General features: G+C 69.8%; 24 protein-coding genes. 13 read left to right on the plus strand and 11 right to left on the minus strand.

Annotation, left to right across the window (positions count from 1 at the left end; all coding sequences use genetic code 11):
- Nucleotides 1–214: 214 nt before the first annotated feature.
- On the minus strand, nucleotides 215–910 hold the full coding sequence (locus tag AC1P0E_RS00905) for a L,D-transpeptidase family protein (RefSeq protein WP_482740208.1): 696 nt from the start codon (nucleotides 908–910) through the stop codon (nucleotides 215–217).
- A gap of 125 nt (nucleotides 911–1035) precedes the next feature.
- Nucleotides 1036–2217, minus strand: coding sequence for a hypothetical protein (locus AC1P0E_RS00910; protein ID WP_482740209.1), 1182 nt, complete (start codon nucleotides 2215–2217; stop codon nucleotides 1036–1038).
- 78 nt (nucleotides 2218–2295) lie between these two features.
- On the opposite strand from AC1P0E_RS00910, the gene AC1P0E_RS00915 reads away from it, so the two are divergent.
- Nucleotides 2296–2952, plus strand: a complete 657-nt coding sequence (locus AC1P0E_RS00915) for a lipoprotein (protein ID WP_482740210.1) — start codon at nucleotides 2296–2298, stop codon at nucleotides 2950–2952.
- Nucleotides 2953–3023: 71 nt separating this feature from the next.
- Here the strand turns inward: AC1P0E_RS00915 and AC1P0E_RS00920 are convergent, their stop codons facing one another.
- Nucleotides 3024–3635, minus strand: a complete 612-nt coding sequence (locus tag AC1P0E_RS00920; RefSeq protein ID WP_482740211.1) for a pyridoxamine 5'-phosphate oxidase family protein — start codon at nucleotides 3633–3635, stop codon at nucleotides 3024–3026.
- Between the two features lie 35 nt (nucleotides 3636–3670).
- Nucleotides 3671–4855, minus strand: a complete 1185-nt coding sequence (locus AC1P0E_RS00925) for a globin domain-containing protein (RefSeq protein ID WP_482740212.1) — start codon at nucleotides 4853–4855, stop codon at nucleotides 3671–3673.
- A 369-nt stretch (nucleotides 4856–5224) separates the two neighbouring features.
- Between AC1P0E_RS00925 and AC1P0E_RS00930 the strand changes: the two genes are divergently transcribed.
- The 5 genes from AC1P0E_RS00930 (at nucleotide 5225) to AC1P0E_RS00950 (ending at nucleotide 11365) form a co-directional block, all read left to right on the plus strand.
- Nucleotides 5225–6910 (plus strand): ribonuclease J, encoded by a 1686-nt coding sequence (locus AC1P0E_RS00930; protein WP_482740213.1) that lies wholly within the window; start codon nucleotides 5225–5227, stop codon nucleotides 6908–6910.
- An 82-nt stretch (nucleotides 6911–6992) separates the two neighbouring features.
- On the plus strand, nucleotides 6993–7733 hold the full coding sequence (locus AC1P0E_RS00935; protein ID WP_482740214.1) for a polyamine aminopropyltransferase: 741 nt from the start codon (nucleotides 6993–6995) through the stop codon (nucleotides 7731–7733).
- A gap of 69 nt (nucleotides 7734–7802) precedes the next feature.
- Nucleotides 7803–9068: a D-alanyl-D-alanine carboxypeptidase family protein gene (locus tag AC1P0E_RS00940; RefSeq protein WP_482740215.1), complete on the plus strand. Its 1266-nt coding sequence runs from the start codon at nucleotides 7803–7805 to the stop codon at nucleotides 9066–9068.
- A 161-nt stretch (nucleotides 9069–9229) separates the two neighbouring features.
- Complete coding sequence (locus tag AC1P0E_RS00945; protein WP_482740216.1) at nucleotides 9230–10447, plus strand: T4 RnlA family RNA ligase; 1218 nt, start codon at nucleotides 9230–9232, stop codon at nucleotides 10445–10447.
- 3 nt (nucleotides 10448–10450) lie between these two features.
- A complete protein-coding gene (locus AC1P0E_RS00950) occupies nucleotides 10451–11365 on the plus strand; it encodes a phosphatase domain-containing protein (protein ID WP_482740217.1) in 915 nt (304 codons plus the stop codon).
- Here AC1P0E_RS00950 and AC1P0E_RS00955 read toward each other — a convergent pair.
- On the minus strand, nucleotides 11346–11855 hold the full coding sequence (locus AC1P0E_RS00955; RefSeq protein ID WP_482740218.1) for a hypothetical protein: 510 nt from the start codon (nucleotides 11853–11855) through the stop codon (nucleotides 11346–11348). The genes AC1P0E_RS00950 and AC1P0E_RS00955 overlap by 20 nt on opposite strands.
- A gap of 281 nt (nucleotides 11856–12136) precedes the next feature.
- Here AC1P0E_RS00955 and AC1P0E_RS00960 point away from each other — a divergent pair, with 281 nt between their 5' ends.
- The 5 genes from AC1P0E_RS00960 (at nucleotide 12137) to AC1P0E_RS00980 (ending at nucleotide 17469) form a co-directional block, all read left to right on the plus strand.
- Nucleotides 12137–12508, plus strand: coding sequence for a hypothetical protein (locus AC1P0E_RS00960; protein ID WP_482740219.1), 372 nt, complete (start codon nucleotides 12137–12139; stop codon nucleotides 12506–12508).
- 296 nt (nucleotides 12509–12804) lie between these two features.
- Entirely contained in the window at nucleotides 12805–13953 is a 1149-nt protein-coding gene (locus AC1P0E_RS00965; RefSeq protein WP_482740220.1) for a CapA family protein, read from the plus strand.
- 190 nt (nucleotides 13954–14143) lie between these two features.
- A complete protein-coding gene (gene tgmA / locus AC1P0E_RS00970) occupies nucleotides 14144–14335 on the plus strand; it encodes a putative ATP-grasp-modified RiPP (RefSeq protein WP_482740221.1) in 192 nt (63 codons plus the stop codon).
- 17 nt (nucleotides 14336–14352) lie between these two features.
- A complete protein-coding gene (gene tgmB / locus AC1P0E_RS00975; RefSeq protein ID WP_482740222.1) occupies nucleotides 14353–15291 on the plus strand; it encodes an ATP-grasp ribosomal peptide maturase in 939 nt (312 codons plus the stop codon).
- Between the two features lie 99 nt (nucleotides 15292–15390).
- Nucleotides 15391–17469: a transglycosylase domain-containing protein gene (locus tag AC1P0E_RS00980; RefSeq protein ID WP_482740223.1), complete on the plus strand. Its 2079-nt coding sequence runs from the start codon at nucleotides 15391–15393 to the stop codon at nucleotides 17467–17469.
- Between the two features lie 103 nt (nucleotides 17470–17572).
- Here the strand turns inward: AC1P0E_RS00980 and AC1P0E_RS00985 are convergent, their stop codons facing one another.
- The 4 genes from AC1P0E_RS00985 to AC1P0E_RS01000 all read right to left on the minus strand — a co-directional run bounded on the left by AC1P0E_RS00985 (nucleotide 17573) and on the right by AC1P0E_RS01000 (nucleotide 20036).
- Nucleotides 17573–17770 (minus strand): hypothetical protein, encoded by a 198-nt coding sequence (locus AC1P0E_RS00985; protein ID WP_482740224.1) that lies wholly within the window; start codon nucleotides 17768–17770, stop codon nucleotides 17573–17575.
- Nucleotides 17767–18588 carry a hypothetical protein gene (locus AC1P0E_RS00990; RefSeq protein ID WP_482740225.1) on the minus strand — a complete coding sequence of 274 codons (822 nt, stop codon included), beginning with the start codon at nucleotides 18586–18588 and terminating at the stop codon, nucleotides 17767–17769. The genes AC1P0E_RS00985 and AC1P0E_RS00990 overlap by 4 nt, the downstream gene beginning before the upstream one ends.
- Nucleotides 18589–18708: 120 nt before the next feature.
- Nucleotides 18709–19101 carry a hypothetical protein gene (locus AC1P0E_RS00995; RefSeq protein ID WP_482740226.1) on the minus strand — a complete coding sequence of 131 codons (393 nt, stop codon included), beginning with the start codon at nucleotides 19099–19101 and terminating at the stop codon, nucleotides 18709–18711.
- Nucleotides 19102–19427: 326 nt separating this feature from the next.
- Complete coding sequence (locus tag AC1P0E_RS01000; RefSeq protein WP_482740227.1) at nucleotides 19428–20036, minus strand: hypothetical protein; 609 nt, start codon at nucleotides 20034–20036, stop codon at nucleotides 19428–19430.
- A 356-nt stretch (nucleotides 20037–20392) separates the two neighbouring features.
- Between AC1P0E_RS01000 and AC1P0E_RS01005 the strand changes: the two genes are divergently transcribed.
- Together AC1P0E_RS01005 and AC1P0E_RS01010 are read left to right on the plus strand one after the other, a co-directional pair.
- A complete protein-coding gene (locus AC1P0E_RS01005; RefSeq protein ID WP_482740228.1) occupies nucleotides 20393–21514 on the plus strand; it encodes an HAD family hydrolase in 1122 nt (373 codons plus the stop codon).
- Between the two features lie 110 nt (nucleotides 21515–21624).
- Complete coding sequence (locus AC1P0E_RS01010; protein WP_482740229.1) at nucleotides 21625–21900, plus strand: GlsB/YeaQ/YmgE family stress response membrane protein; 276 nt, start codon at nucleotides 21625–21627, stop codon at nucleotides 21898–21900.
- A 32-nt stretch (nucleotides 21901–21932) separates the two neighbouring features.
- Here the strand turns inward: AC1P0E_RS01010 and AC1P0E_RS01015 are convergent, their stop codons facing one another.
- Nucleotides 21933–22421, minus strand: a complete 489-nt coding sequence (locus tag AC1P0E_RS01015; protein ID WP_482740230.1) for a DUF5709 domain-containing protein — start codon at nucleotides 22419–22421, stop codon at nucleotides 21933–21935.
- A 96-nt stretch (nucleotides 22422–22517) separates the two neighbouring features.
- Complete coding sequence (locus tag AC1P0E_RS01020) at nucleotides 22518–24935, minus strand: SpoIIE family protein phosphatase (RefSeq protein ID WP_482740231.1); 2418 nt, start codon at nucleotides 24933–24935, stop codon at nucleotides 22518–22520.
- Between the last annotated feature and the right edge of the window lie 148 nt (nucleotides 24936–25083).

Consider the following 25083-nt stretch of genomic DNA (forward strand, 5'->3'; position numbering starts at 1 on the left):
GAGAGCAACTGCCTCCGGTGGCGGACGTCGTACCGAAATGGGCGAGCATCTCCGCCTTCCCGTCCACAGCCGTCGACGCCGTGCACCCGAAAGGTGAGCCGCGCGGCCGGGGCTCTGCGCCCTGCTGGGCCCGGTAGAAGACATTAGGCATTGAGCACGGACCGGATCCGCGCCCGGGAGTCCGGCTACGGGTCCGGTGCCGGGGCCGGCACGCTCAGGTGCCGGGCTTGCGGCCGTACACGAAGACGTCGTCGCCGTTGCGCAGGAGGCTCCAGTACTTCGCGGCGGCGGTTTTGGTCATGTTCACGCATCCGTGGGAGCCGGGCGGCGCCCAGACGCTGATGCCGACCGAGTGGAAAGCCTGGCCTCCGTCGAAGAACTGGCTGTACGGCATCGGCACGTTGTACAGGCTGGACACGTGATCGATGTTCCGCCAGTAAATCTTCTCCAGGCCGGTGCGGGTCTCGTAACCGTTACGGCCGGTGCGCACCGCGACTGGTCCGTACACCAGCTGTCCGCCGTCCTGGATCCAGCTGAGCTGGAGCGTCAGGTCGACGCAGGCGATACGGCCCTTGTTCGTCGGGCACTTGCCCGACTTGTTCGGGTTCTTCCCGACGGCCTTCTGCTTGTTCATGAGGTCCATGGCGCCCCACGTGATGGGACCGGCGAACCCGGCGTTCGGACTGATCGAGTGTTTCGTCTGGAATGCCTGGATCGCCTTGCAATCGGCGGACGACTGCCTTCCGTCCACCGGCCGGCCGAGGAACTTCTCGACCTGCTTCTGGTGAGTCCCGGTCCGCGTTGTGCACGACGCGGCCTGGGCTGTCGTGCTTCCCATGACCACAGTGAGCGGAGCCACCAGGCCGATGATCCCGAGTGTGACAACTCCTCGTCGGCGTATTTCCCTCATGGTCGTCGCCTCCTTGTGCGTCGCGCGCAATTCACGTTTCGCCTAATAGACGGCAGAAAGGACGGAGGAGTTGCACGCGAGAAGGAGACGATTACGTAACTACGGGCCCCCGAAGTCACGGACGTTCAGGTACGTGAGACGGGGCGGCACCCTTCCTCGCGGTCGCTGATGTCCCGGCTGCGGTCGTAGGGGTCCACCGGGGAGCCGGTCGGGGCCTCCGTCGCCGTGTCTTCGTCGAACACCGGATACAGGAAGCCGTCATAGGTGAAGCAGTCGGAGTTCGAGATGTCCATCCGGTAGTCGACAACGGCCAGTGTGCCGGGTGTTGTCTCCCACTTGGCGGGGTCGGACAGCGCGACGGTGAGTTGTCGGCGCACGATGGTCCGCTCCACCTGGAGCGCGCCCGGCCGCGCTTTCACCAGCGGATAGACGAAGGTGTAGTCGGCGTGGACCAATACCTCGCCGGGCCCCCTTTCGCCTTTCTCGAACGTCATCCGGCCCCGTGTCTTGATCACGTCGCCGGCCAGTCGCACCTCGGCCGGATCGAAGCGGCTGAACATCGACAGCGGGTCCTGGTCCTCACGGGGTTCGCTCAGCGCCCTGCCCAACATGCCGCGGACCTCCGGCTGGAGTGGTTCGAGCAGCTTCAACGCGGCCTCGGGCCGCTCGCCCCCGACTGTGGCCCGGTCGAGGTTGGCGCTCACCAGGAGCTCCTTGGTACTGCGCAGAGCCTGGTCCACCTGTTCCCGGGTCATACCGCTTACGGCCTTCGCCTGCGGCACTTCGATCCCGGCAGAGCCGTTCGCCCACCGGACGGCCGGCGAGCCCCGGAAGGGCTCCTCGAGCGTCGGCACATCCGAGTAGGGCTCGCGCGGGGGCGCTGAAGCGGGCCGCGCCGCCTCCTCGGGCAGAGGCGTCGACGCCACACCGCGGTCCTCGTCGCTCTTGAAGCGGTCGGTCAGCAACTCCGGGCGTACGGCAAGGACGGCCAGGCCTGCCGCAAGCAGCACCGTCAGCACCGACCCGGCGCGACGGCGCCGAGCTGTTCGCCGCCCGTCCGGGTCACGCCAGGCAGGCCCGGTACGCCAGCCGCCGGGCAACGGCGCCGGCTCGGCCCGAGCCGCACGCTCCCGCGCTGACAGTTCCCTGGGAGCCTCTGCCTGGCCGGTCTGCCCCGCCGTGCGGAGGAACTCCGCCCACTCCTCGTCCGACACGGACGAGCCGTCGCCGGGACGGCCTTCCGGTGCGCTCTTGCCCACTGTCCCCACCCGCTCCTGTGCTGCTGACGTGCACATTGCATCACGCATGCACAGCAGGCCGGGGTGCGGGTGCGGGCGTGGGATAACCTGCACGGCGATCGATCACACTCAGGGGTGGGGACCTTCATGGGGCAGGACTTGGCGCGGGGCATCGTCCCGGCTACGGCGCTGGCGGTACTGATGCTGGCCGGCTGTTCGTCGGCGCCGGACGCCGGAACGGCCGTACGGGACAAGCCGGCCAAAGGGCCGAGTAAGAGTGCGCGTGCCGAGGCGGGGGCCGGGACCGCCGCCAAGGGCGCGACCGTCGGCGGCGCCGGTACGCCGTGCGCCCTGCCCGTCTCCTTCACCACCGCCGCCGACTGGACAGCGGAGAAAGTGACGGTGGGCGACGATCCGGTGTTCGGCTCGCTCGCCAAGCAGGGGACCGTCGGGCTCGTCTGCGAGCTCGACGCGAAGCCCGCTGGAAACGTCGGCTACCTACGCGTCTGGACCAGCGACGACACGGGCACCCCGCGCAAGGTGCTCGAGGACTTCATGGCGGGCGAGAAGAAGGCCGATACGGTCCGCTACCGCGAGACCAAGGCCGGTGAACTTCCCGCCACGGAGGTCACGTACACCATCACCAGCGAGTTCCTGGACGAGCCGAAGAAGGAGCGGGCACTCGCCGTCAGCACCCCGCACGGTGCAGTGGTGTTGCACCTGGGCGGGCTGGATACACAGGAGCACGAGGCGATGCTCCCGGCGTACGAACTGGCGAAGAAGACCATGGCGGCCACGGACTGACGCCCGCTGGTGGTGCGCGTTGCACGGCGAGGGTTCTGATCTCGCAGGCCGCGGAGCATCGCGCCCCCGCCTCACCCGCGGGAGTGGTTTGTCAGACGCCCCCCTTCCAGCGGTCCGAAGGAAGGCTCGGCCGGTGTGGCGGTGAAGTAGTCGGCGTCCTTCGGGCGTTTCAGTGCGGGGCCGCCCTGGGGGCGGCGGGCCGGTTCGAGGTGGGGTATGTGCTTGGAACAATGGATGTACGCCTCGACGACGGTCAGGTGTACCCAGAATTCGGGCTGCCGCCCCGGCGCCGTGTCGACCGGTATCAGGGGGTGGGCCGCGCGGAGTTCCTCCCTGCCGAGCAGCCGGGCCGATCCGTTGACGTGCAGTCCGATGTGGTGATGGGTGAAGTCGACGAACAACAGCCCTGCGTTCGGGTTCTCCGTCATGTTGCCGGCGCTGGCCATGACGCCGTTTCCGCGGTACTCCGGGTAGGTGAGGGTGTGTTCGTCCAGGACGGTGACGAATCCTGGCGGGCCGGCCCGGAAGCTGGCGTCGCAGTGGCCACGGGCGTCTGCTGTGGAGAGGAAGACCATCGACTGCCGGCTGATGAAGTCCCGCATCGTCGGGGTGAGATGGGGGTGGACCTGCCGGTCGTAGAAGGCGTCGGCGCGCTCCGCGGTGCCGAGATGGTCTTGCAGCATGCGCTCCCCGCGGGAGGGCGCGGCGTCGTGACTGTTCACAGGTATTCGCTCTCGGGCTGGTGTCGGGGGGGTGCGAGGGGTGTGGTCAGCACAGGATCGCTGAGTGGGTCGTGGTGAATACGGGCCGCCGGCACTCCGTCGTTTCTGAGGATCTGGGCGGCCGCGGTGACCATGCCGGGCGGCCCGCAAAGGAAGGCCTCATGCTGCCCCCAGGGTCCGAACTCGCGCAACACCTGCGGCAGAGTGCCCTCGCGGCCGGGGATGTGCTGGTGCGAGACGGCGGCTCGTACGGAGAGCCAGTGCTGGCGCTGGGCCATCCGCAGCATGTCGTCCAGACCATAGAGCTCTTCGGCGGTGCGCGCCCCCACGAAGAGATCGACGTAACGACGCATATCACTGCGGACCGCCTCCTCCAGGAGGGCCCGGATCGGTGCGAGGCCGGTTCCTCCCGCGACGCACACCAGGTCGCGGTCACCGGCTGCGGACAGTGTCATGTCGCCCTGTGGCGGCCCCAGCGTGACGGCGTCGCCGACGGCGGCCCGGTGTACCAGGGCATTGCTCACGCGGCCGCCGGGCACGGCGCGGATGTGAAAGGTGAGTGTGGAGTCCGCGCGGGGAGCGTTTGCCGGTGAGTACTGACGCCAGGCCTTGGGCTGCCAGGGCGTCCGCATGCTCACGTACTGGCCTGCTTCGTACGCATAGGGAACTTCCGGCCGGACTGTGATTTCGGCGATGCCGTGGCCTCGGTGTTCGTGCCGGACGATCCGCGCCGCCCAGGTCGCGGGGCGCAGGCGGGTGTCGTCGGCGGCGGCCAGGATCATCACCCGCGCCGCCGTGGTGTAGGCGCGGGTCCAGGCGGCTTCGACATCCGCGGTCCACGCGGCGCCGGCGTAGCGGGCGAGAGAGGCCAGAAGGCACTCGCCGACTGCGGGGTAATGAGCCTCGAGAGCCCCGAACTTCCGGTGGTCACGGCCGAGGAGCGTACAGAAGCGCACGAGGTTCTCCGGATCGTCGACCAGGTCGACGATGCGCAGCAAGCCGCGCAGGAGCCTGTCGCGCTGCCCGTCCATGTTGTCCGGGAAGAGCTCTTTGACCTGCGGGTAACGCGCGAAAAGAATGGTGTAGAAGTAGACGGTCAGGTCAGCCGCGTGCGGTTCGACTACCGCAAGACCGGCGCGTACGAGCGCGATTTCGCGGGCGGTCAGTGGTGAGGGCGCCATGCCGGGGGCTGAGACACCCGTGGGGGCGGGCGCGTCCACTGAGGAGCTGTGCGGTGGCGTCGAACGTGCAGGCAAGGGGCATGTCGCAATCACAGAAGGCCCGGCCGCTGTACTGACCGGGGCATGGAAACACTCGTTCGGGGCCGACGGTAGACCGGGAGAGAATACTCATGCACCGCGTCGTGCGGCGGACCCCGCCGGGTGCCTGTCCGTGGGTCGCGCGGCGCCGTCGGCCCGTACGAGAAGGGCAAAAGGACGGCTGCGACCGTGTCCAATCCGTTATCGTCGCCCGCGCAACCGGGCTCCGCGGCGTCGGCGGGCATGCCCGGTAAATGATCTGCGGCAGCACCTCCGGTAACGTCACAAGCTATGAGCCATCCGCATCCCGAACTTAAAGCCGCCCCTCCCCTGCCCGACGGAGGGCTGAGGGTCGTCGCCCTCGGCGGCCTGGGGGAGATCGGCCGCAACATGACCGTCTTTGAGCACGCCGGCAAATTGCTCATCGTCGACTGCGGCGTGTTGTTCCCCGAGGAGACCCAGCCCGGGGTCGACGTGATCCTTCCCGACTTCACATCGATCCGGGACCGCTTGGACGATGTCGTGGCGGTGGTGCTGACCCACGGCCACGAAGACCACATCGGCGGCGTCCCGTACCTGCTCCGCGAACGGTCCGACATTCCTGTCGTCGGCTCGAAACTGACGCTCGCCTTCCTCGAAGCCAAACTCAAGGAGCACGGCATCAGGCCGCGCACCGTGCGGGTGCGCGAGGGCGACCGGCGGGGCTTCGGTCCGTTCGACTGCGAGTTCGTGGCGGTCAACCACTCCATCCCGGACAGCCTCGCGGTCGCGATCCGCACCCGTGCCGGGATGGTGCTGCACACCGGTGACTTCAAGATGGACCAGTTCCCGCTGGACGACCGGATCACCGATCTGCGTGCTTTCGCCCGGCTCGGCGAGGAGGGTGTGGATCTGTTCCTCACCGACTCGACCAACGCCGAGGTTCCCGGCTTCACCACGTCCGAGCGCGATCTGAACCCCGCGATCGAGCAGGTCATGCGTACCGCCCCGCGGCGGGTCATCGTCTCCAGCTTCGCCAGCCACGTGCACCGCATCCAGCAGGTTCTGGACGCGGCTCACCAGCACGGCCGCAAGGTCGCCTTCGTCGGCAGGTCGATGGTCCGCAACATGGGCATCGCCCGCGAGCTGGGCTATCTGAAGGTTCCGTCCGGCCTGATCGTGAGCCTGCGGGAACTGGAGAAGCTGCCGGACCACAAGATCGCTCTGGTGTGTACCGGTTCTCAGGGCGAGCCGATGGCCGCGCTGTCCCGGATGGCCAACCGCGATCACGTGATCCGGATCGGGAAGGGCGACACCGTCCTGCTCGCCAGCTCCCTGATCCCGGGCAACGAGAACGCCATCTACCGGGTGATCAACGGACTGACCCGGTGGGGCGCCCACGTCGTACACAAGGGCAACGCCAAGGTGCACGTCTCCGGGCACGCCAGCGCCGGTGAACTTGTCTACTGCTACAACATCGTCAAGCCCCGGCACGTCATGCCCGTACACGGCGAGTGGCGCCATCTGCGGGCCAACGGCGACCTGGCCATCCGCACCGGGGTCGACCCCGACCGCGTGGTCATCGCCGAGGACGGCGTCGTCGTGGACCTGGTCGACGGGCGCGCCTCCATCACGGGCAAGGTGCCTGCCGGTTACGTCTACGTGGACGGCATGACGGTCGGTGGCGCGACCGAGGCGTCGCTCAAGGACCGCCTCACTCTGGCGGAGGAAGGCGTCGTGACCGTGGTGGCTATCGTCGACGCCGATACGGGAGCACTCGCCGAGAGGCCCGACTTCCTCGCCCGGGGCTTCGTCCACGACGACACCACCTTCGAGCCGGTCATCCCCGTGATCGAAAAGGTGCTCGCCACCGCGGCCGAGGAAGGCGTCGGAGACGCACACCAGCTCGAACAGCTCATCGCTCGCGCCGTGGCGTCCTGGGCGTTTCGCACTCACCGCCGCAAGCCCCTCATCATCCCGGTCATCATCGACGCCTGAGAGATGAGCACGGTGGTTGCCCGGGACGCGGCAGACGGCGTCCCGGGCTCGGCTTCGGCTTCGGCTGAGGAAAGGTGAACGAATGAGTGCTCGTTTCGAGGAGATCGACTGGCGGCCGACGCCGCTGGGCGAGATCAGCCTGCGGCGCCGGCGCGATCCGGCGTCGGGCGCGGATGTGTACGAGGTGAAGCTCGGTGACGAGTTCCTCATGTCCAGCCTTTTCACGGCCGGCGAGATCGCGCTCACCCGGCTCGGCCTGGCGAAGCTGCCGCACGCCGAACTGGACGTCGCCGTGGGCGGCCTCGGGCTCGGATACACCGCCCAGGCGGCGCTCGACGACCCGCGCGTGCGTTCGCTGGTCGTGGTCGACGCGCTCGGAGAAGTGATCGACTGGCACAAGCGGGGGCTGGTCCCGCTGGGGGCCGGCCTGGCGTCGGACTCCCGCTGCCGCCTGGTCGAGGGCGATTTCTTCGCGATGGTCGGCGACTTGCGAGGCCTGGACCCGCGCCTGCCGGGCCGTCGGTTCCACGCCATCCTGCTGGACGTCGACCATTCCCCGCGCCACGTCCTGAACCCGCGCCACGCGGCGCTCTACCAGCCGGCGGGGCTGCGCGCTCTGGCCGGCCGTCTCCAGCCCGACGGTGTCTTCGCCCTGTGGTCGAACGACCCGCCGGACGAAGAGTTCAGCTCCGTACTCGCGGAAGTGTTCGCGGAATCGGAAGCCCACGTCGTCGACTTCCCCAATCCTCTGCAAGGGGGAACTTCGACCAACACCATCTACGTGGCGACGAAACAGCCGGACACCGACGCCCCGCGGATGTGACGTCGCCCGGGTTCCGCCGGTCGGCCCACCAGACCTGCGCGTAACGCTGTCCGTTTTTACGCTGGTCCAATGATCACCAGGTCCAGTGTTCGCGGGCTTCTTTCCGGTGCGGCGTTCGCTCTCGCTGCGCTGGTCCTCCTGCCGCCGCCGGCCACAGCTGTCACACAGAACGATCCGCTGCCGCCGCCGCGCCCCGCATCCGTCGGCAAGGCCCTCCTGCACCGGCCGGGCACCCACGTGCGCGCCCAGCCGGGGGCGCCCGCCCTCCCGCGAGACGTGTCCGCCCTGTCGTGGCTGGTGGCGGACGTCAGTACGGGTGACGTGCTCGCCGCCCGTAACGCGCACCGGCGCCTGCCCCCGGCCAGCACCATCAAGACCCTCTTCGCTCTCACCGCCCTCCCCCGCCTGTCCGGCACCGCGCTGCACACGGTCACCAGGACCGAACTCGACGCGGTGGGTGAGGGCAGCAGTGTGGTGGGGGTGACCCCGGGAGGCACGTACCGGATCCCGGATCTGTGGCGGGGTGTCTTCCTGAGTTCCGGCAATGACGCGGTACACGTACTGGCGGAGCTGAACGGCGGCTGGAAGGCCACGGCGGCGCAGATGCAGGCCAAGGCCCGCGCCCTCGGCGCACTGGACACGCACGTGGTCTCGCCGGACGGCTACGACGCTCCGGGCCAGGTCTCCTCGGCGTACGACCTGGCTGTCTTCGGGCGGACAGGGCTGGCGAACCCGCAGTTCGCCCAGTACGCGGCGACCGTCGACACCCGCTTCCCGGGCGGCACGCGAAGCGACGGAAGCCCCACGTGGACCTTCCGGATCCGGAACACCAACCGGCTGCTGACCGGCACCGACGGAGTGAAACGCTACCCCGGCATCATCGGCCTCAAGAACGGATACACCTCCCGCGCGGGCCACACCCTGATCGCCGCCGCCCACCGTGACGGCCGCCGCCTCCTGGTCACGGTGATGAACCCGCAGAAGGGCGGCGGCCGCGCCGTGTACGAGGAGGCCCGCTCCCTCCTCGACTGGGGTTTCGCCGCCTCGGGACGCGTCCAGCCCGTCGGATCGCTGAAACCTCCCGCCGCACGCCAGGACCCCCAGACCGCGCCTGCCTCCGCCGCGCAGGCGGCCGCTCTGCAGCGGGAGGAGCCCGGCTCGGGCGTCGCGTACTCCTGGGTCGGCGCACTCGTCGGCGCGGCGTGCCTTACGGCAGGTGTCATCGTATGGACGCGGGGCGGGAACCGCGGGCCGGTGCCGGCGGGCCGGTTCGGATCCGCTCTCGGGCCGGTTCGGGCTCTGGCGCGTTGGGCACGGTCGGCTGTACGACGGTGACGAGGGCGGCGATGCAACCGGGGGCGGCTCGGTTCGGGCGACCCGGTCAGCACTCGAAGTCCGCTGCGACCTGCGGCTCTCGGTGCCGGTCCGCACTTTATTCGCTGTCGGCCGGCGTCCGGCGCACGAGAGAATGAAGCCTCCGAAACTTGGAGGACCCCATGAGCCAGGCGTACCTGACTCTTCAAGAGCTGCTGCCGCCCGCCGAGTTGGCGGCCGCGCTCGACGCCGGGCACGTCACCCGCAAGCCGCACCCCGAGCTGCCGCTGTCGATCTACACGTACACGCGGACGTGCCAGTACGAGCGGATCTGGAACAGGGTGACGACGCGTTGCCGCGGGCTGGTCGCCGACGACTCCACCGGTGAGATCGTCGCGCTTCCCCTGCCGAAGTTCTTCAACGTCGGTGAGCACGAGGCCGGTCAGCCCTACGCGCCCGCCCTGCCGGACGAGCCGTTCGAGGTGTACGACAAGGTCGACGGCAGCCTCGCGGTGGTCTTCCACTACGCGGGCCGGTGGCAGGTGGCGTCCAAGGGGTCCTTCATCAGCGCGCAGGCGCGGTGGGCCCAGCGCCGGCTCGACGGCAAGGACACGTCGGCCCTGACGCCCGGGGTGACGTACCTGGCGGAGATCCTGTACCCGCAGAACCGTATCGTCGTCGACTACGGCGACCGCCGGGACCTGGTGCTCCTCGCCGCGTTCGGCAAGGACGGCGCGGAGATACCCATGGCCGAGGCCGGGGCCGCGTGGCAGTGTGTCGGGTCCGTGGTCACGATGTGGCCCGCCATGCCGATCGCCGACCTGATCGAGCTGACCACGTCGAACACGATGCCCGGCGGCCGGTCCGCCTCCGGAACGGACGCCGAGGGCTTCGTGCTGCGCTTCGCTTCCGGGGTACGGGCGAAGGCCAAGCTCTCGGAGTACGTACGACTCCACAAGGTGCTGACGGGCGTCACGGAGCGGGACATCTGGCGCAGCCACGGCATCCAGCGGTTCGCGGGCATGTCCGCGAAGCGGCTCGCCCAGGGCCTGGGTTGCTCACGCGCCGAACTCGGGGGCATCACGGCAGCGGGCGGGCGGCCGCTGGACGCCCTGCTGGAGCAGGTGCCGGACGAGTTCGATGCCTGGGTTCGCGGGGTGATCGCGCGTCTGGAGGGCGAGGCGGCGGCGCGCGAGCACGCCATCGACGAGGCGTACCGGAAGGTCACCCATCTGGCCGGCGACCGGGGCGCGTTCGCCCGCGCGGTCCGGGAGCTGCCCGACGCACAGATCCGGGCCGCCATGTTCCTGCGGCTCGACGGACGCCCGACGGACCTCGTCGTGTGGCGGGCCGTGCGGCCCGAGGCGGCCGACCCGTTCAAGACCGACGAGGAGAACTGACCAGTGCCCGTAGTACACGTCATGACCGGGTTGCCGGCGTCGGGCAAGACGACTGCCGCACGTCAGCTGCAGGCGGACGCCGAGGGCCGGATGCGCCGGGTCAACCTCGACGACCTCCGGGCGATGCTCGACCTCCCCGCCGCCGAGCGGGGCCGGTCGTGGGCGCATGAGCAGACGGTGCTGGCGATCCAGGACGCCGCGGTGCGAGCGGCCGTCGACGACGGCTTCGACGTGGTCGTCGACAACACACACCTGACCCCCCACATACCGAAGCGTCTGAAGGCCGCGGTCGCCGGTCTGGCCACGTTCGTCGTGCACGACTTCACCGGTGTACCGGTCGAGGAGTGCATACGCCGGGACGGCGAGCGGGAGCGGGCCGTCAGCGAGGACATCATCCGGATCCTGGCCGAGAAGCACGCGCGGGCCACCAGGGGCGGATGGCGGCTCACCGACACGTGGCTGAACGACCAGCTCCCCGTGGAGCCGTACGTACCGGACCCGGCGCTGCCGGCTGCGGTGATGTGCGACATCGACGGAACGCTCGCCCTGACGGGCGACCGCGGGCCGTACGACTTCACGCGATGCGAAACCGACCTGCTCAACGTGTCGGTGCGGCAGGCTCTGCGTTCCTTCAGGCGGGCCGACAACGACGTCATCGTGCTGCTGTCCGGGCGCGGTGAGGAGTACCGCACGCAGACTGAGGCGTGGCTCCGGCGGCACGAGGTGCCGTACGACAAGCTGTGGATGCGCGGGGCGGGCGACGGGCGCCGCGACGACGTCGTGAAGGCCGAGTTGTTCGACCGGCACGTACGTCACCGTTACGCGGTGCGGGTGTCGCTGGACGACCGTGACCGCGTGGTCGCCCTGTGGCGACGCATGGGGCTGCCCACGTGGCAAGTCAACTACGGCAATTTCTGAGAGTTGCCGATGCGTCGGCGGGCCCCTGCCGTACGTCGGCCTGCTCGTGGTCGCAAGCGCGGGACGGCGCGCAGTCGCAGTTCGGTACTGAACCCTTGGCGCCCCGCGCGGCCACGCAACCCGGCAGTCCATGTGCGCGCATCGCCGCATCGACGCCGGTGACCAACGCGGTACGCAGTGCGTCGAGGCGGCGGTAGGCGTGGTCGTCGAGGACCTCGGTGAGCATGGCGCGGACGGCGGCGAGCATCAGCGGAGTGCCGTTGAATGTACCGACCTGTTCGTACGTGTTGTCCGCGCTGTACGCCATCAGCTCACCGCCCATGGACTTGGCCAGGCACACGAGGGCGGGCGTGACACCGAAGACTCGGTCGCACCACTCCTTGAGCTGGGCGTGGTAGCCGTCGGGCGGGACGATGAGCCCGATGTTCATCATGACGGGCTCGATGATCATTCCGGCGATCTCGCTCGGGTAGGCCGGCCCGTAGGCCACCGAGCTGGGGCGGTCGGCCGGGCCGATGTCCCCTGCCTACCAGGCCGATCTGGTGTTCCATCTGCTCGGCCCGGACGCCTGCCCGGAGGACCGTGAGGCCGTCGCGGAGCTGCTTCGGCCGGCCGACACGTCCCTGCCGGTCGGGGACATCCTCGCGGCCGTCGCCGCCACCCACTTCGAGCGCGTCAAGGCGAACGCCCTGACGTACGTCTACCTCACCTTTTACGTGCTCGGCCGCCACCCGCGCGGTGCAGTGCCTGCTCGACCGGGAACGGCGCCGCATGGCGTCGCGGCGTACGGTCGCCGACTTCGTTCTGGCCATGCTCGCCGTCATGGAGGGCTTCTCGTTGCGCGGCCGCGTCGAACCCGACCCTCGCCCCTCCGGCGAGGCCGCTCCCCGTTCGCCGCTGACGGAGGCACTCGCCGCCACCCTGAACGCTCTCTGGGACTCCTTCACCCGAGCCGATTCCCCCGGCGTCGTAACCGCGTTGAAGAAGACAGCGGGCGCGTTGTTCACCGCCTGCGCCTCCATCCACCGCGACAGCGCTGATCACGTACGCTGTGCCCGGGCGCCGGCCGGCACGGTCACAGCGGACCGGCTTCCTTTGTCACCAGCAACTTCAGGATGGAAAAACAGCGCATGGGAATGCTGATCGTCATCGGTGCGGGCGCGTGCATAGTAGTCCTCGGCATCGTCGTCGCAGTGATTCTGATCGCACGCAGCCGTAATGGCGGCGGTGCGGCGCCCGTTCACGGGGCCCACCCGCACCAGCCCGCGCCCTACCCGATGCCTCCGAACCAGGCCTACCCCCCGGCTCCGCCGAACCAGCAGCCGTACCCCCCGAACCCGTACACCCAGCAGCCTCCTTTCCAGGGCCGGTGACCGCTCGGCAGCGGTGATCCACTCGGACGTCCACGCTGCGGGCCCTCCGGTGGGAAAATTGGGTGCATGGGCCAGGCCCTCGTGACGCTCGTGCTGAGCGGTGACGTGATGCCGGGCCGGGGCGTCGACCAGATCCTGCCGCACCCCGGTGATCCGGTGCTGCGCGAGGGATACATCCGCGACGCCCGCGATTACGTCTCGCTGGCCGAGGCGGCCAACGGCCCGGTCCCCGCGCCTGTGGACTACGCCTGGCCCTGGGGCGCGGCGCTGGGTGTGATCGAGGCCGTGGCGCCCGACGTCCGGATCATCAATCTGGAAACCAGCGTCACGACGAGCGACGATTTCGCCCCCGGCAAGGCCGTGAACTACCGGATGCACCCGGACAACGTTCCGTGCCTGACCGCGGCGCGACCCGATGTGTGCGCACTGGCGAACAACCACGTCCTGGACTTCGGGCGCCGCGGCCTGGAGGAGACGCTGGACGTCCTGCGGGCCGCCGGGCTCGGGCCCGCCGGCGCCGGACGCGACCTGGCCGAGGCGCGGCGGCCGGTGGCGGTCCCCACGAAGGGCGGCGGGCGAGTGCTCGTGCTGTCGTGCGGGACTGCGTCCAGCGGCATCCCGTCGCGCTGGGCGGCGACCGGGGACCGGCCGGGCGTCGATTTCGTACCCGACCTGTCGGCCCGCAGCGCGGACGCCCTTGTACGGCGGCTGCGGGCGGTGCGCCGGGACGGTGATCTGACGGTCCTCTCGATCCACTGGGGTTCGAACTGGGGGTACGCGGTGCCGCCGGCCCAGGTCACCTTCGCACGGCGGCTCGTCGACGGCGGCGTGGACGTCGTGCACGGCCACTCCTCGCACCATCCGCGCCCGGTCGAGATCTACCGGAACAAGCTCATCCTGTACGGCTGCGGAGACCTGATCGACGACTACGAGGGCATCACGGGGTACGAGCGGTATAGGGACGACCTGCGCCTGCTGTACTTCCCGTCGCTCGACGCGAGTACGGGCGAACTGACCGGCCTGCGGATCGCCCCGACGCAGGCCCGGCGGATGACGCTGCACCACGCCTCGGCGGCGGATGCCGGCTGGTTGTGCGAGGCCCTGACCAGGGCGGGACAGGCTTTCGGCACGGTACTGGAGCCGGAGCCCGGCTCCGACGGCTTCCTCACGCTCCGCCGGCCCGGGCGCGCCGTACGACGCCGTACGGCTCCGTAGTCCACGTGTCGGTGGCCGCCCCCTCTACGGACCCGCCGGAAGCCAGGTCAGGTTCCCGGGCTTTGTCGGACCCGGCCGCATGGAACGGGTCACCCTCGGCGGACCGTCTTAGCGGACGGTAATGAACTCCCTGCATGACCGGCACGTACTGACATATGTACATCGCTGGTTGATCAGAAACGAGGAACCCGTGCGACCGTTCGTATTGAACTACGCCCAGCAGAGTGAAGGGCCGGACATCCCGGTTCCCTACGATTACAGCAGCGCCCTCCAGCTCAACCTACTGCCCGACGGGCGGCCCGCCATCAGCGATCAGGCGCTGCTCCTGGCCACCAGCACCACCACGTCCACGGCCGGCTCCCAGACGCACTTCGACGACTGACCGGCCTGGCGACGCCGATGACCGTACTGATCCTGACGTGCCCTCAGGACGTCACGACCGACATGGTGGTGGCCAAGCTGCACGAGCGGGGCGTACCGCTGGTGCGTCTGGACCCCGCGGATCTCCCCGGTGAAGCCGGCATGTCGGCCGAGTACGTCCGTGGTGACTTCCACTGCTACCTGTCCGCGGACGGGCGCGTGGTCAGCTCCAAGGCTCTGCGCTCCATATGGGTGCGACGGCCCGGCGAGCCCGCCGCACACGTTCCGGAGCCGTCGCAGTGGCTCACCGCCGAGACCAGACAGGCCCTGTACGGCGTGCTGTACTCCACCACCGCACGCTGGATGAACCATCCCCGCCAGGCGGAGCAGGCGCGGCTCAAGCCCTGGCAGTTGCGCTTCGCGCACCAGAGCGGCTTCGCCGTGCCGCCCACCGTCGTCACGACCTTCCCACGCGTGGCCGAGCAGTTCGCGGCGCAGTACGGGAAGGTCGTGGTGAAGTCCCTCTCGGGGCCGCCCCGCAGTGAGCCCGCGATCGCCCTGCCCACCGCGCTCGTCGAGCCCGGCACGGACTTCGCCGGTGTCGAGGCCGGCCCCACGCTGCTTCAGCGGTACGTACCCAAGCGGGCCGACATCCGGCTGACGAGCGTCGGTGGCCGGATGTTCGCCGCCCGGAAGGTCTCCGCGTCCGGGCAGGTCGACGGACGCTACGGCGGCACCGGCAACGCGTGGGAGCCCGCCGGCGTACCGGACCGCATCGCCCAAGCCGTGCACGAGTACACGGAGCTGGCAGGCCTCGCGTACGCGGCTTTCGACTTCGCCGAGGACACCGAGGACGTCTGGTGGTTTCTGGAGTGCAACCAGGGCGGCCAGTTCGGCTTCGTGGAGCTGGAGACCGGCCAGCCGATCGCGGAAGCGGTCGCGTCCTGGCTGGCTCGGGAAGCGCGTGAGGCGGCTTGAACGGGCGGCTTGAACGGGCGACCGCCGCACCGCGTAGTAGGGGGCGGGCGGGGTGACCGTGATCGTACAGAAAAGGGGCGAACATCTGTGATGCGTCGAATGGGAACGCGAGCGACGTGGCTGCCGCCGCGCCCGCCCCTCGGCAACGGGCGCAGGTTCCGCATCGACTACCCGCGTCAGGGCCGCCGCGGACCGTTGCGGCTGATGCCGTCGTGGCGCCAGCTGCTCGGCCTCTCGCTGCTTTGCTGCGGTACGGTCGCAGCGCTGTTCGGCTATGTCTACTCCACCGTGCACATCGCGGACGTGAACGCCGCCGCGCGAGCCGAGGCCAACGTCTACTACTGGGCCGACGGCACGCAGATGGTCAGTGTCGGGGCGGTCAACCGGCAGAACGTCCCCCTGTCCGACATCCCGCCGTCCCTGCAGAACGCCGTGATCGCGGCGGAGAACGCCGACTTCTACAGCGACCCGGGATTCTCCGTCGGCGGCGTGGGCCGGGCCGTGGTGAACATGGCACGCGGCGGGGAGGTCCAGGGCGGTTCGACCATCACGCAGCAGTACGTGAAGAACACGTACTTGACGCCGGAGCAGACGGTGGACCGCAAGCTGCGCGAACTGTGCCTCGCGGTCAAGCTGTCCAGGTCCCTGTCCAAGCAGGAGATCCTTCAGGGGTATCTCAACACCAGCTGGTTCGGCCGCAACGCCTACGGTGTGCAGGCCGCCGCCGTGGCCTACTACGGCATGGACGCCAAGGAGCTCGATCCCGGCCGCAGCGCGCTGCTGGCCGCGCTGCTCAAGGGAGCGGAGCAGTACGACCCCTCCCTGAGCGAGGCGAACCACCGCCGGGCCGAGGCGCGGTGGCGGTACGTCCTGGACCGGCAGGTGGAGCTCGGTCACATGTCGCCGCAGGAGCGGGCCAAGTACACCGTCTTCCCCGAGCCGCGCCGGCAGTCCGTGTCCACCAGCCTGTCCGGGCAGACCGGTTACCTGGTGGATGTGGCGAACAAGTACATCGAGAAGCGTACGGGGCTGACCGCCGAGGAACTGGGCCGCGGCGGTTACCGGATTCGCACCACCTTCGACAAGGCGAAGGTGGAGCAGCTGCGGCAGACCGTGGACGAGGTCGCAGCGCAGCGGCTGGACCCCGAAGGCCGGATCGCCGACCGGGACGTCCAGTTCGGCGCCGCCTCCGTGCGCCCGGGCGACGGCGCGGTGCTGGCGCTGTACGGCGGCTCCGACGCGACCGAGCACTTCACCAACAATGCCGACACGGCGGGCGTGCCGGTCGGTTCGGCCTTCAAGCCGTTCGTCCTGGCGGCGGCTCTTCAGTACGGAGTCCGTTCGCCCGGCCCGGCCGCGCGGGAAATGCCGGTGACTTCCGACAGCTTCTACGACGGGACGGGCGTCCTGACTCCCGGAACACCGTGGCTGCTGCCTGAGGGGGCGGGCACCGGCACCGGCCGCCGGTTCGCGGACGGCGTCCTGCCTCTCGCTACCGGCCTTCCCACCCTGCGCGAGGCGCTGGTGGGGAGCGGCGACAGCGTCTACAGCCGCCTCGGTGAGGACGTCGGACTGGTGAAGGTGCGCGATCTCGCGGTCAGTACGGGCCTGTTGCCGCAGAGCATGGCCCCCCTGGAACGGCGCTTCTCCGTCGGCACCTCCACGCCGAGCGCCATACGCATGGCCGACGCGTACGCCACCTTCGCCGAGGACGGCCGGCGGACGGACCCGTACTCCGTCACCGCGGTCACCTACCGGGGCACCCGGCTGGAGGGGCTGGAGCGGCCGGCCGGCAGGCAGGTACTGGACACAGAGGTCGCCCGTGAGGTCTCCCGGGCGATGCGGGACGTGGCCGTGGACGCGCTGGCGCCGGACACCCTGCGCGAGCTGGCTCCGGTCGCGGCGGGCCGCACCGGCGACGACGACCGGTTGCCCGCCGCCTGGTTCGTCGGCTACACCGAGGAATTGTCGACCGCCGTGACCGTCTTCCGGGACAAACCGGGCGAGGGCGGCCTGCTCCCGATGTTCGGAGTGGGCGGAGTGGGCGGGGAGGGCGGAGTGGGCGACGCCGACGGATCCGGGGCGGAGCGTGGCGACTTCCTGCCGCTGCGGGTGTGGTCGTCGTACATGGCAGCGACACTTTCGGGAGCGGGCGGCACGGGGCCCGGCGCCCGGTAGGGGCCTGGCCGACCGCCGGCATGCGGCACGAAGGGGCCGGCGTCCAAGACGGACGCCGGCCTCTGCCGCGCGCGTGGTCGACCGGGTGGTGCGGTCACGGGTCTCAGGACGCCCGGTGGCCCAACTCGTCGGGAGTCGACGGCACGTTGAGGAACGGGATGGCAATACGCCGGGGAAGCGCCTTCGGCATGTCCGTGGTGTTCTGGTCCTGTGCCTGAGCCTCGCCGCCCCGAACCGGTTGCCGGTTCGCGGGAGCCGTCTGCGGCGCGGTCCCCGTCCCGTACGCGCCGAGGGTGATCACGCGGCACTTCCGTCGGCCGGTTTCGTGGCGGTGGCGGTGGTGGCGGGCCGCCTGCGGCCCAGGGCGAGGGCGCCCGCCACCGCGAGGAAGGCGACCCCGCCCGCGGTGATCAGCACGCCGGCGACCTCGTTGCCCGGACGGGGGCCGCTCCCGGTCTCGACTCCCCCCGCGGGGACGGACCCCACCGCCGCGCCCTCCGCCGGGCCGCAGACGGCCGGGGCGGTGGCTTCCTGCGGAAGCTTGGGGTCCAGGTCGCTCGTACCCAGGCCGAAGTCGTACTGCTTGTTCCCGTTCGGGTCGATGCCGTGCTGTACGACGTACAGGTCCTTGACGTGGTCGGCCACGTCCTGGGAGACGGTGATCGTACGCTCGTAGGACAGCCTTCCCTGCCCGTCCGCGACCGGCATGCGGTCCACGGCGACGCCGCTGCCGGCGGAGGTGTCGCCCTCGGTGGTGAGCGAGATGTTGATCTCACCGTGGAGGGGCAGCCCTTCGCTGGTGGTGACGATCCCGTCGCCGTCCTTGTCCGCGCTCGCGTCCGGGCAGCGGAAGCCACGTCCGTCGGCGGAACCGTGAATGTGCTGTGCGTGCGGCTGCCCGGGTACGAGCCCCCGCGACTCGATCTTTACGGTCAGGCGTGTGCCGTCCAGACTGAGCATCGCCGTGCCGTTTGCGCCGGAGCCGTTCAGCGGGGCCAGGTTGATCTGGCGCGCGGTTCCTTCGGCGGCGGCCGGGGAAGAGGTGACTGCCGCCAGAGCGAGGGCGGCGGGCAGGGCCACAAGTGCGACGAGGCGAGTTGTGGTGCGCTGGGCTCTCACGATCGTTCGTTTCCTTTCCGGTGGCCGCCCTGCCTGGGGACGGCCACGGTCCGCGTCCGCGTCCGGCTCTGGTGGTGCGGGACACCGCCCGTGGGCAACCGCCCGTCACACGCACGGAGTTCATCGGTGCGGGGTGCTGCCCGCTCCCACGGGTGCCTGCATCTGCTGGGCGGAGTGCGGCGGGATGGACGCGACCGGAGCCGTCTCGCTGAGGTGGCCGACGTGCGGGCGGGCCCGGTCGGCGGCGGGGTTTCCGGTGATGGCAGCGGTCGCCGGGCCTGACGGGGGCGGCGCGCTCTTGCGCTCGTCGGGTGCGTTCGCGACCGACGACCACGTACGCAACCGATGGCTCGCGGCCTCGTCGAGCGTTACGGGCGCCCCGCGCTGCTCGGCCAGCCGGCTCGCCTCCCGGCCGAGCGCGGCCACGTCGTCCCAGCGCAGGCTCAGCACCACGGAGAGCTCGGCGCCGCCGCCCGGCAGCCCTTGCATCATTGCTTCAACACGATCGGTCATGTCCGCTCCTGCTCGTTGACACAGAGACGTATCGCCGCACCTGGGTCGGGCGCGGGTAGCCGGTAGTACGCACTGTGTGGGCGGCATGTTCAGCGAGCGTTCGGACAGGAGCGGTTGGTGACATGGCTGAGCCGACCGACGACGGTCCCGCCACCCGGGCGCAGCAAGTCGGCGGCGTACCGGGGCTTCGCCGCGGTGCAGCCGCCGAGCCGTGACCAGTGCAGGGGGCGGGGCGGCGTACGCGTACGCCGCGGTCCTGCGGGAGACCGGTCCGCACGCGTGCGGAGCGCTGAGCGGTGTGCTGACGGGGCGTCGTCGGCTTCTCGTTACGCGCCCGTTGTGGCGGGCGCGGCGGCTGATTGTGCCGTCGCTTCGTCGTTCTTGACGACCCTGTAGTAGACGGACTTCTGCTGCTTGGTGCGTTCGCTCTGGTTCTTGGCGACTGACGCCTCGAGGGCGTTGCGCACCACTGTCACGCTCAGCGTGCGTTCCGGATGTGCCTCGCTCAGTTCCTGGGTGACTTCGGCCGCCGACCGTGGTTCGTCGTGCTTGGCCAGTACGGCGACGACGAGTTCACGCAAGGGCGGCGCGGTCTTGTTCGACGGCGGCGCGGACTTGTTCGCCTTTGCTCCGGTGTTCGGTTGTGCCGTCTTCCCGGAGCGCTTGTCGTTGTCGGGTGCCGGCTTCGCACGGCGTGCCTTGGGAACCGTGGCGGTCTTGGCCGCCTTGGGTGTCCTGCCCTTCTTCGCGGGCGCGGTGCCCAGGGCCGCCCGCATGCTCACGAGCAGCTCGTAATCCTTCTCCAGTGCCTCGAGCTGACTCTGGAGGGAGGCCACTTCGGACCTGACACGTTCTTGTTCTTTGGTGTTGCGCTCCAGATCTGCGTCGACCTGGTCGGCGTATTGGGACTGCAGCGTGGGATTTCCTTCTGGCATGACAGCTCACTTTCCTCGCACCACTGTTGGGGGCGGATGCTACTCACGTTTCTTGCTCCTGCAGAACCACGCGTGTGTGGCAATTCGACACCAAGGCTCAACTCACTGTCGAGCAAGGCGCTCGATTTCACTCGGCGTAGCGCTTTCTCCGACGCCACACGTCAGTCGGTGAGGGCTCGTTGAGAGTGTGGCGGCACCGAACGCGGCAGCACGCTGACGGCCCCATCGCCGCGCCGACGTACCCAAATCCGCCCCGGTCACGCCTTGTGGCCGGGTGACTTCCCTAACGGGCGTCCGGGGCGCGGCGGGCTACGATCGCGGGTCGCTGTGAAGATCGATTTCAGGGGACAGACAGAATGACGAAGCGCACAAAGGGCAGGCTGGCGGTCCTCGGGACCGTGGGCGTACTGACGGGCGCTCTGGTGGCAGGGGCCGGCCTCGGCTCGCGCCCCGAGGCCAAGGCGGCGGACGCGTCCGGCAGGGCCGCGGCCGAACTGCGGCACTGGCCCGCGCCGGTGGCCGCCGAACTGGGCCGGGTCATCTCCAAGAACGCGGACAAGGGCGCGTACGCCGTGTTCGACGCGGACAACACCACCTACCGCAACGACCTCGAGGAGTCCCTCCTGCCCTTCCTCGAGATGCGGGGCGTGATCACCCGCAAGTCGATGGACCCGTCGCTGAAGACGATTCCCTTCAAGGACACCGCGGGCCACAAGGAGAGCCTGTACAGCTACTACAACAGGCTGTGCGAGATCGACGACCAGGTCTGCTACCCGTGGGTCGCCCAGATCTTCTCCGGATTCACCCTGAAGGAGCTCAAGGGGTACGTCGACGACCTGCTGGCATACGGAAAGCCCATACCCGCCGAGTACTACGAGGACGGGAGACTCACGACGACCGAGGTCGAGGCGCCCGAGTTCCTGACGGGGATGCAGGAGCTGTACAAGACCCTGCGCGCCCACGGCATCGAGGTCTACGTCGTCAGCGCGGCCAGCGAGGAACTGGTCCGCATGGTGCTCGCCGACCCCAAGTACGGTTACCACGTCAAGCCGCAGAACGTCATCGGCGTGTCGATGCTCCTGAAGGACCGCGAGACCGGCGACGTCACCACCGCCCGCAAGGAGGTAGCAGCCGGCGACTACGACCCCGCCGAGCTGAGCGACCGCGAACTGACCCCGACGCTGTGGGCGCCGCTGACGTGGTTCGAAGGCAAGCCCGCCGCGATCAGGACCTACATCGACGAGTGGCGTAAGCCCATTCTGGTGGCGGGTGACACACCGGTGAGCGACGGACCCATGCTCTTCCACAGCACCGATCCGAAGAACGCGGGTACGAGGCTCTGGGTCAACCGCAAGGACAAGTACCTCAAGCAGATCCAGGACATGCGGCGGTCCAATGCCGCGCGGCAGAAGGAGCTCGGTGGGCCCGTGACTGCCGACAAGCGGTGGCTGGTCGTCAAGCCCGAAGAGATCCGCTAGCGCGCCCCGGCGCCTCCGCCGGCCATCCGCTCGGCCATCCGCAGGTTTGAAAACCCGCTGCGAGCCTACGCGCTACGAGAAAACCATCGAGCGACACCTGGAGGTGCCCCATGGGCATCATTGCTTGGATCCTCATCGGACTTCTCGCCGGCCTCATCGCCAAGGCGCTGCTGCCGGGCAAGGACCCGGGAGGCATCATCGTCACCATCCTCATCGGAGTCGCGGGCGGGCTGCTGGGCGGCTGGCTCGGCAAGGTGATCTTCGGCGTCGACTCCATCGACGGCTTCTTCGACCTGTCGACGTGGATCGCCGCCATCGTCGGTTCGCTCATCCTCCTGGTGCTCTACCGCCTGGTGGCAGGGGGCCGGTCGCGATCGCACGCCTGATCCCGGGCCCCCCGGTCACCACGGCGCGCTCGCTACGGCGCCTCGTCCTGGTCCGCTGATTCGCCATCCGCAGGTGCGACGTGCATCGCGGCTTCCTCTGCCGAGGCCGCGCCGCCGTCGATCCCGACATCCCGTCCCAGTACGCCGATGTTGCGCCGCGGCGCCTCCTCCGGCACCGGGGCGATGCGGCCCGCACGGCTATCGGCGGCCTGCTCGTCCAGGGGTTCACCCTCGCCCCCGGGCAGGTCGCCGACCGCGTCGCCCTCCGGCGGCCGCACGTCGGGCATTTCCTGCGCCAGCCGCTGGTCGAGGGACTCCCCCTCGCGCTGCTCCTCGCCGGTGGTGCCGTATTTCGTCGCTCCCAGGGCCCGCTCGGGCGGGGAGTACCCCTCGTCCAGCATGTCGTCCAGGTTGCGCTCCCCCACCGCGTTCTCCAGGTCGAGGTCGTCGGTGGGCCTGTTCTGTCCGTCGGAGTTCTCGGGCTGGTAGACGTCGTCGCCCCGTGCCGCGTCGTCAGTCATCCGCTGGTTCCTTTCGCGTGGTGGTGTCCTGTTCCCGGCTCGCGCATGTGGGTACCCGATCAAGAACGCACCACACCGCATTTCTGACATTCCTCCTCATGGCGAGCCCGGCAGCGGTTGTTCCGTCCAGATGGTCTTGCCGTGGCGGGTGTACCGACTGCCCCACCGCTCCGTGAGCTGCGCGATCAGGAAGAGGCCTCGGCCGCCTTCCTCGGTGGCGCGTGCGCGTCGCATCCGGGGCTGCGTACTGCTGGGGTCCGACACCTCGCAGATGAGTGTCGACGTACGGATGAGCTTGAGTTCGACGGGGCCGCCCGCGTAGCGGATGGCGTTGGTGACCAGCTCGCTCGCCACGAGCTCGGTGGTGAAGGCGAGTTCGTCCAGTCCCCAGCGGGACAGCTGCCCCACCACCAGCGCACGGGCGTCCGCGACCACCGCGGGGTCCGGCTCCAGGACCCACGTCACGCTGTCGTCCGGGGAGACCACACGGGTGCGGGCGAGCAGCAGCGTCACATCGTCCGACAGCGGGCTCGGGGCCAGATCGGCCACCACCTCCCGGCCGAGCTCCCGCAGCGGACGGCCGAGGGCGTCCGCGGCCATCAGCCGGTGTCTGAGCGCCGCCATACCTTCGTCCAGGTCGGCCCGGGGCCGCTCGACCAGGCCGTCGGTGTAGAGCGCCAGCACGCTGCCCGGTTCGACCTCCATCTCCACGGGCTCGAAGGGCAGTCCGCCGACTCCCAGGGGCGGGCCGGGGCTGACGTCGACGTAGCGGACGGTCCCGTCCGGAGCCAGCAGGGCGGGCGGGGGGTGCCCGGCGCTGGCCATGGCGCACTGTCGTGACACCGGGTCGTACGTCACGTACAGACATGTGGCGCCGAAGGAGTCGTACGCGCTCTGCGGTTCGGAAGTCTGGGTGCCGTTCTCGAAGCTGCTGTTCTCGACCGTCAGTTGGGAGACGAGGTCGTCGAGGTGAGTGAGCAGCTCGTCGGGTTCGAGATCGAGATCGGCCAGCGTGCGCACGGCGGTGCGCAGCCGTCCCATCATCGCTGTGGCCTGCAGGCCGTGGCCGACCACGTCTCCGACCACAAGGGCGACCCGCGCGGACGACAGGGGGATGACGTCGAACCAGTCCCCGCTCACCCCGCCGGCCGTGTCCGTGGGGCAGTAGACGCTGGCGCTCTGCACGGCGGCCGTCTCGGTCGTCGTCGGCGGGAGCAGGCTGCGCTGCAGACTCACGGAGGCGTGCCGCTCGCGTGCGTACCGGCGCGCGTTGTCGACGACCAGGGCCGCGCGGGAGGCGATCTCCTCCAGCAGGGCCAGGTCGTCGGCGCCGAAGGGCGCGCGGTCGTCGGTGCGCCATACCGTGACGCGTCCCAGGAGCCTGCCTCTGGCTCGCAGCAGCGCGCTCATGCCGGAGCGGACGCCCGGACCGGGCAGGGGGCCGGGCACATCGTCGTCGCCCGGCCCCTGCTCGGCGAGTCGCGGCCACACGCGGCCCCGTGGGGCGTCGTCGCCGGCGTCCATCAGCATGGAGCCGCCGACCGACAGCAGCCCGGCGTCCGCTCCGCCCGCCACGGCCGCCCGCCGCAGGGCGTGATGCCGCTGGTGGCCGGGGCCGGGCTCCTCGTGCGCGAACACCGCCTCCGCGATGTCGACGGCGGCCAGGTCGCCGAGAACCGGGACCAGTACATCCGCCAGATCCTGCGTGGTTTCCGCCACCGACAGGGAGTTGCCCAGCACCGCGGTGGCGCGGTGCAGCAGGTCGAGGCGCTCGCGGGCGCCACGCTGTTCCGTGACGTCGGTGAACAGGGCGGTCACGCCCATGACGCGACCGTCCGGCTCCTGGAGGCGAAACGCGGACAACGCCATGATCCGGCCCGTCCCCGGGTCGACCCGGGTGCGTACGAGGGCGTCCATCGCCACCAGGGGTGTCCCGGTCGTGAGCACCTTCCGCAGCTGCTCTTCGATCAGGCGAGCGTCATCGGCCCAGAGGAACTCCGTGAGCCGCAGACCGCCCAAGTCGGCGGGCAGGCCGGTGTACGGAAGGATCTGAGTGTTCGTCCGCACCAGTCGCAGCTCTCGGTCGAACATCGCGAAACCGACGCGGTCCTGGAGGAACATCTCCTGCATGAAGGCGTGGTCCTGGCGCCACCGCACCATCAGGGCCGCAGGCGCTCCCAGAACGAAGAAGCGGGACGAGCGCCGGTCCGGCTGTCCGCGGTCCAGCGGAAGGACACGGAACATGACGTCCGCTTCCTCTCCGCCCCCCTCGCGCACCACCGCCCGGCCTTCCCACACCGGCCCGTCGCGCTGTGCCATGACCTGCGGCCACAGGGCGGGGTCGGCCAGCAGTTCCTTGATCCGCCGGCCGCACAGTTCCTCGGCCCGCCGGTTCAGGAGAGCCTCGGCCGCCGGAGTGCAGCCGAGAACCGTCCCGGCGGCGTCCACCAGCAGCCCGGCCGCTTTGCCTGCGTCGAGGGGATCGTCGTTGCTGCGAGCAATGCGCACACGCACCCCCGAGATCGGGCTCTCACCGGTCCTGATCCGGCCGGACGGTCGGCACCATTGATCCGTGGTGTCCTGGTTCTCTTGATCAGGCTATCCATCACCCACGCTGTCCGCCCGCCCGGAAAGCAGAAGACGGCCAATGGCCGATCGCACC

This window comes from Streptomyces sp. TRD_SC_5 (assembly GCF_056836825.1).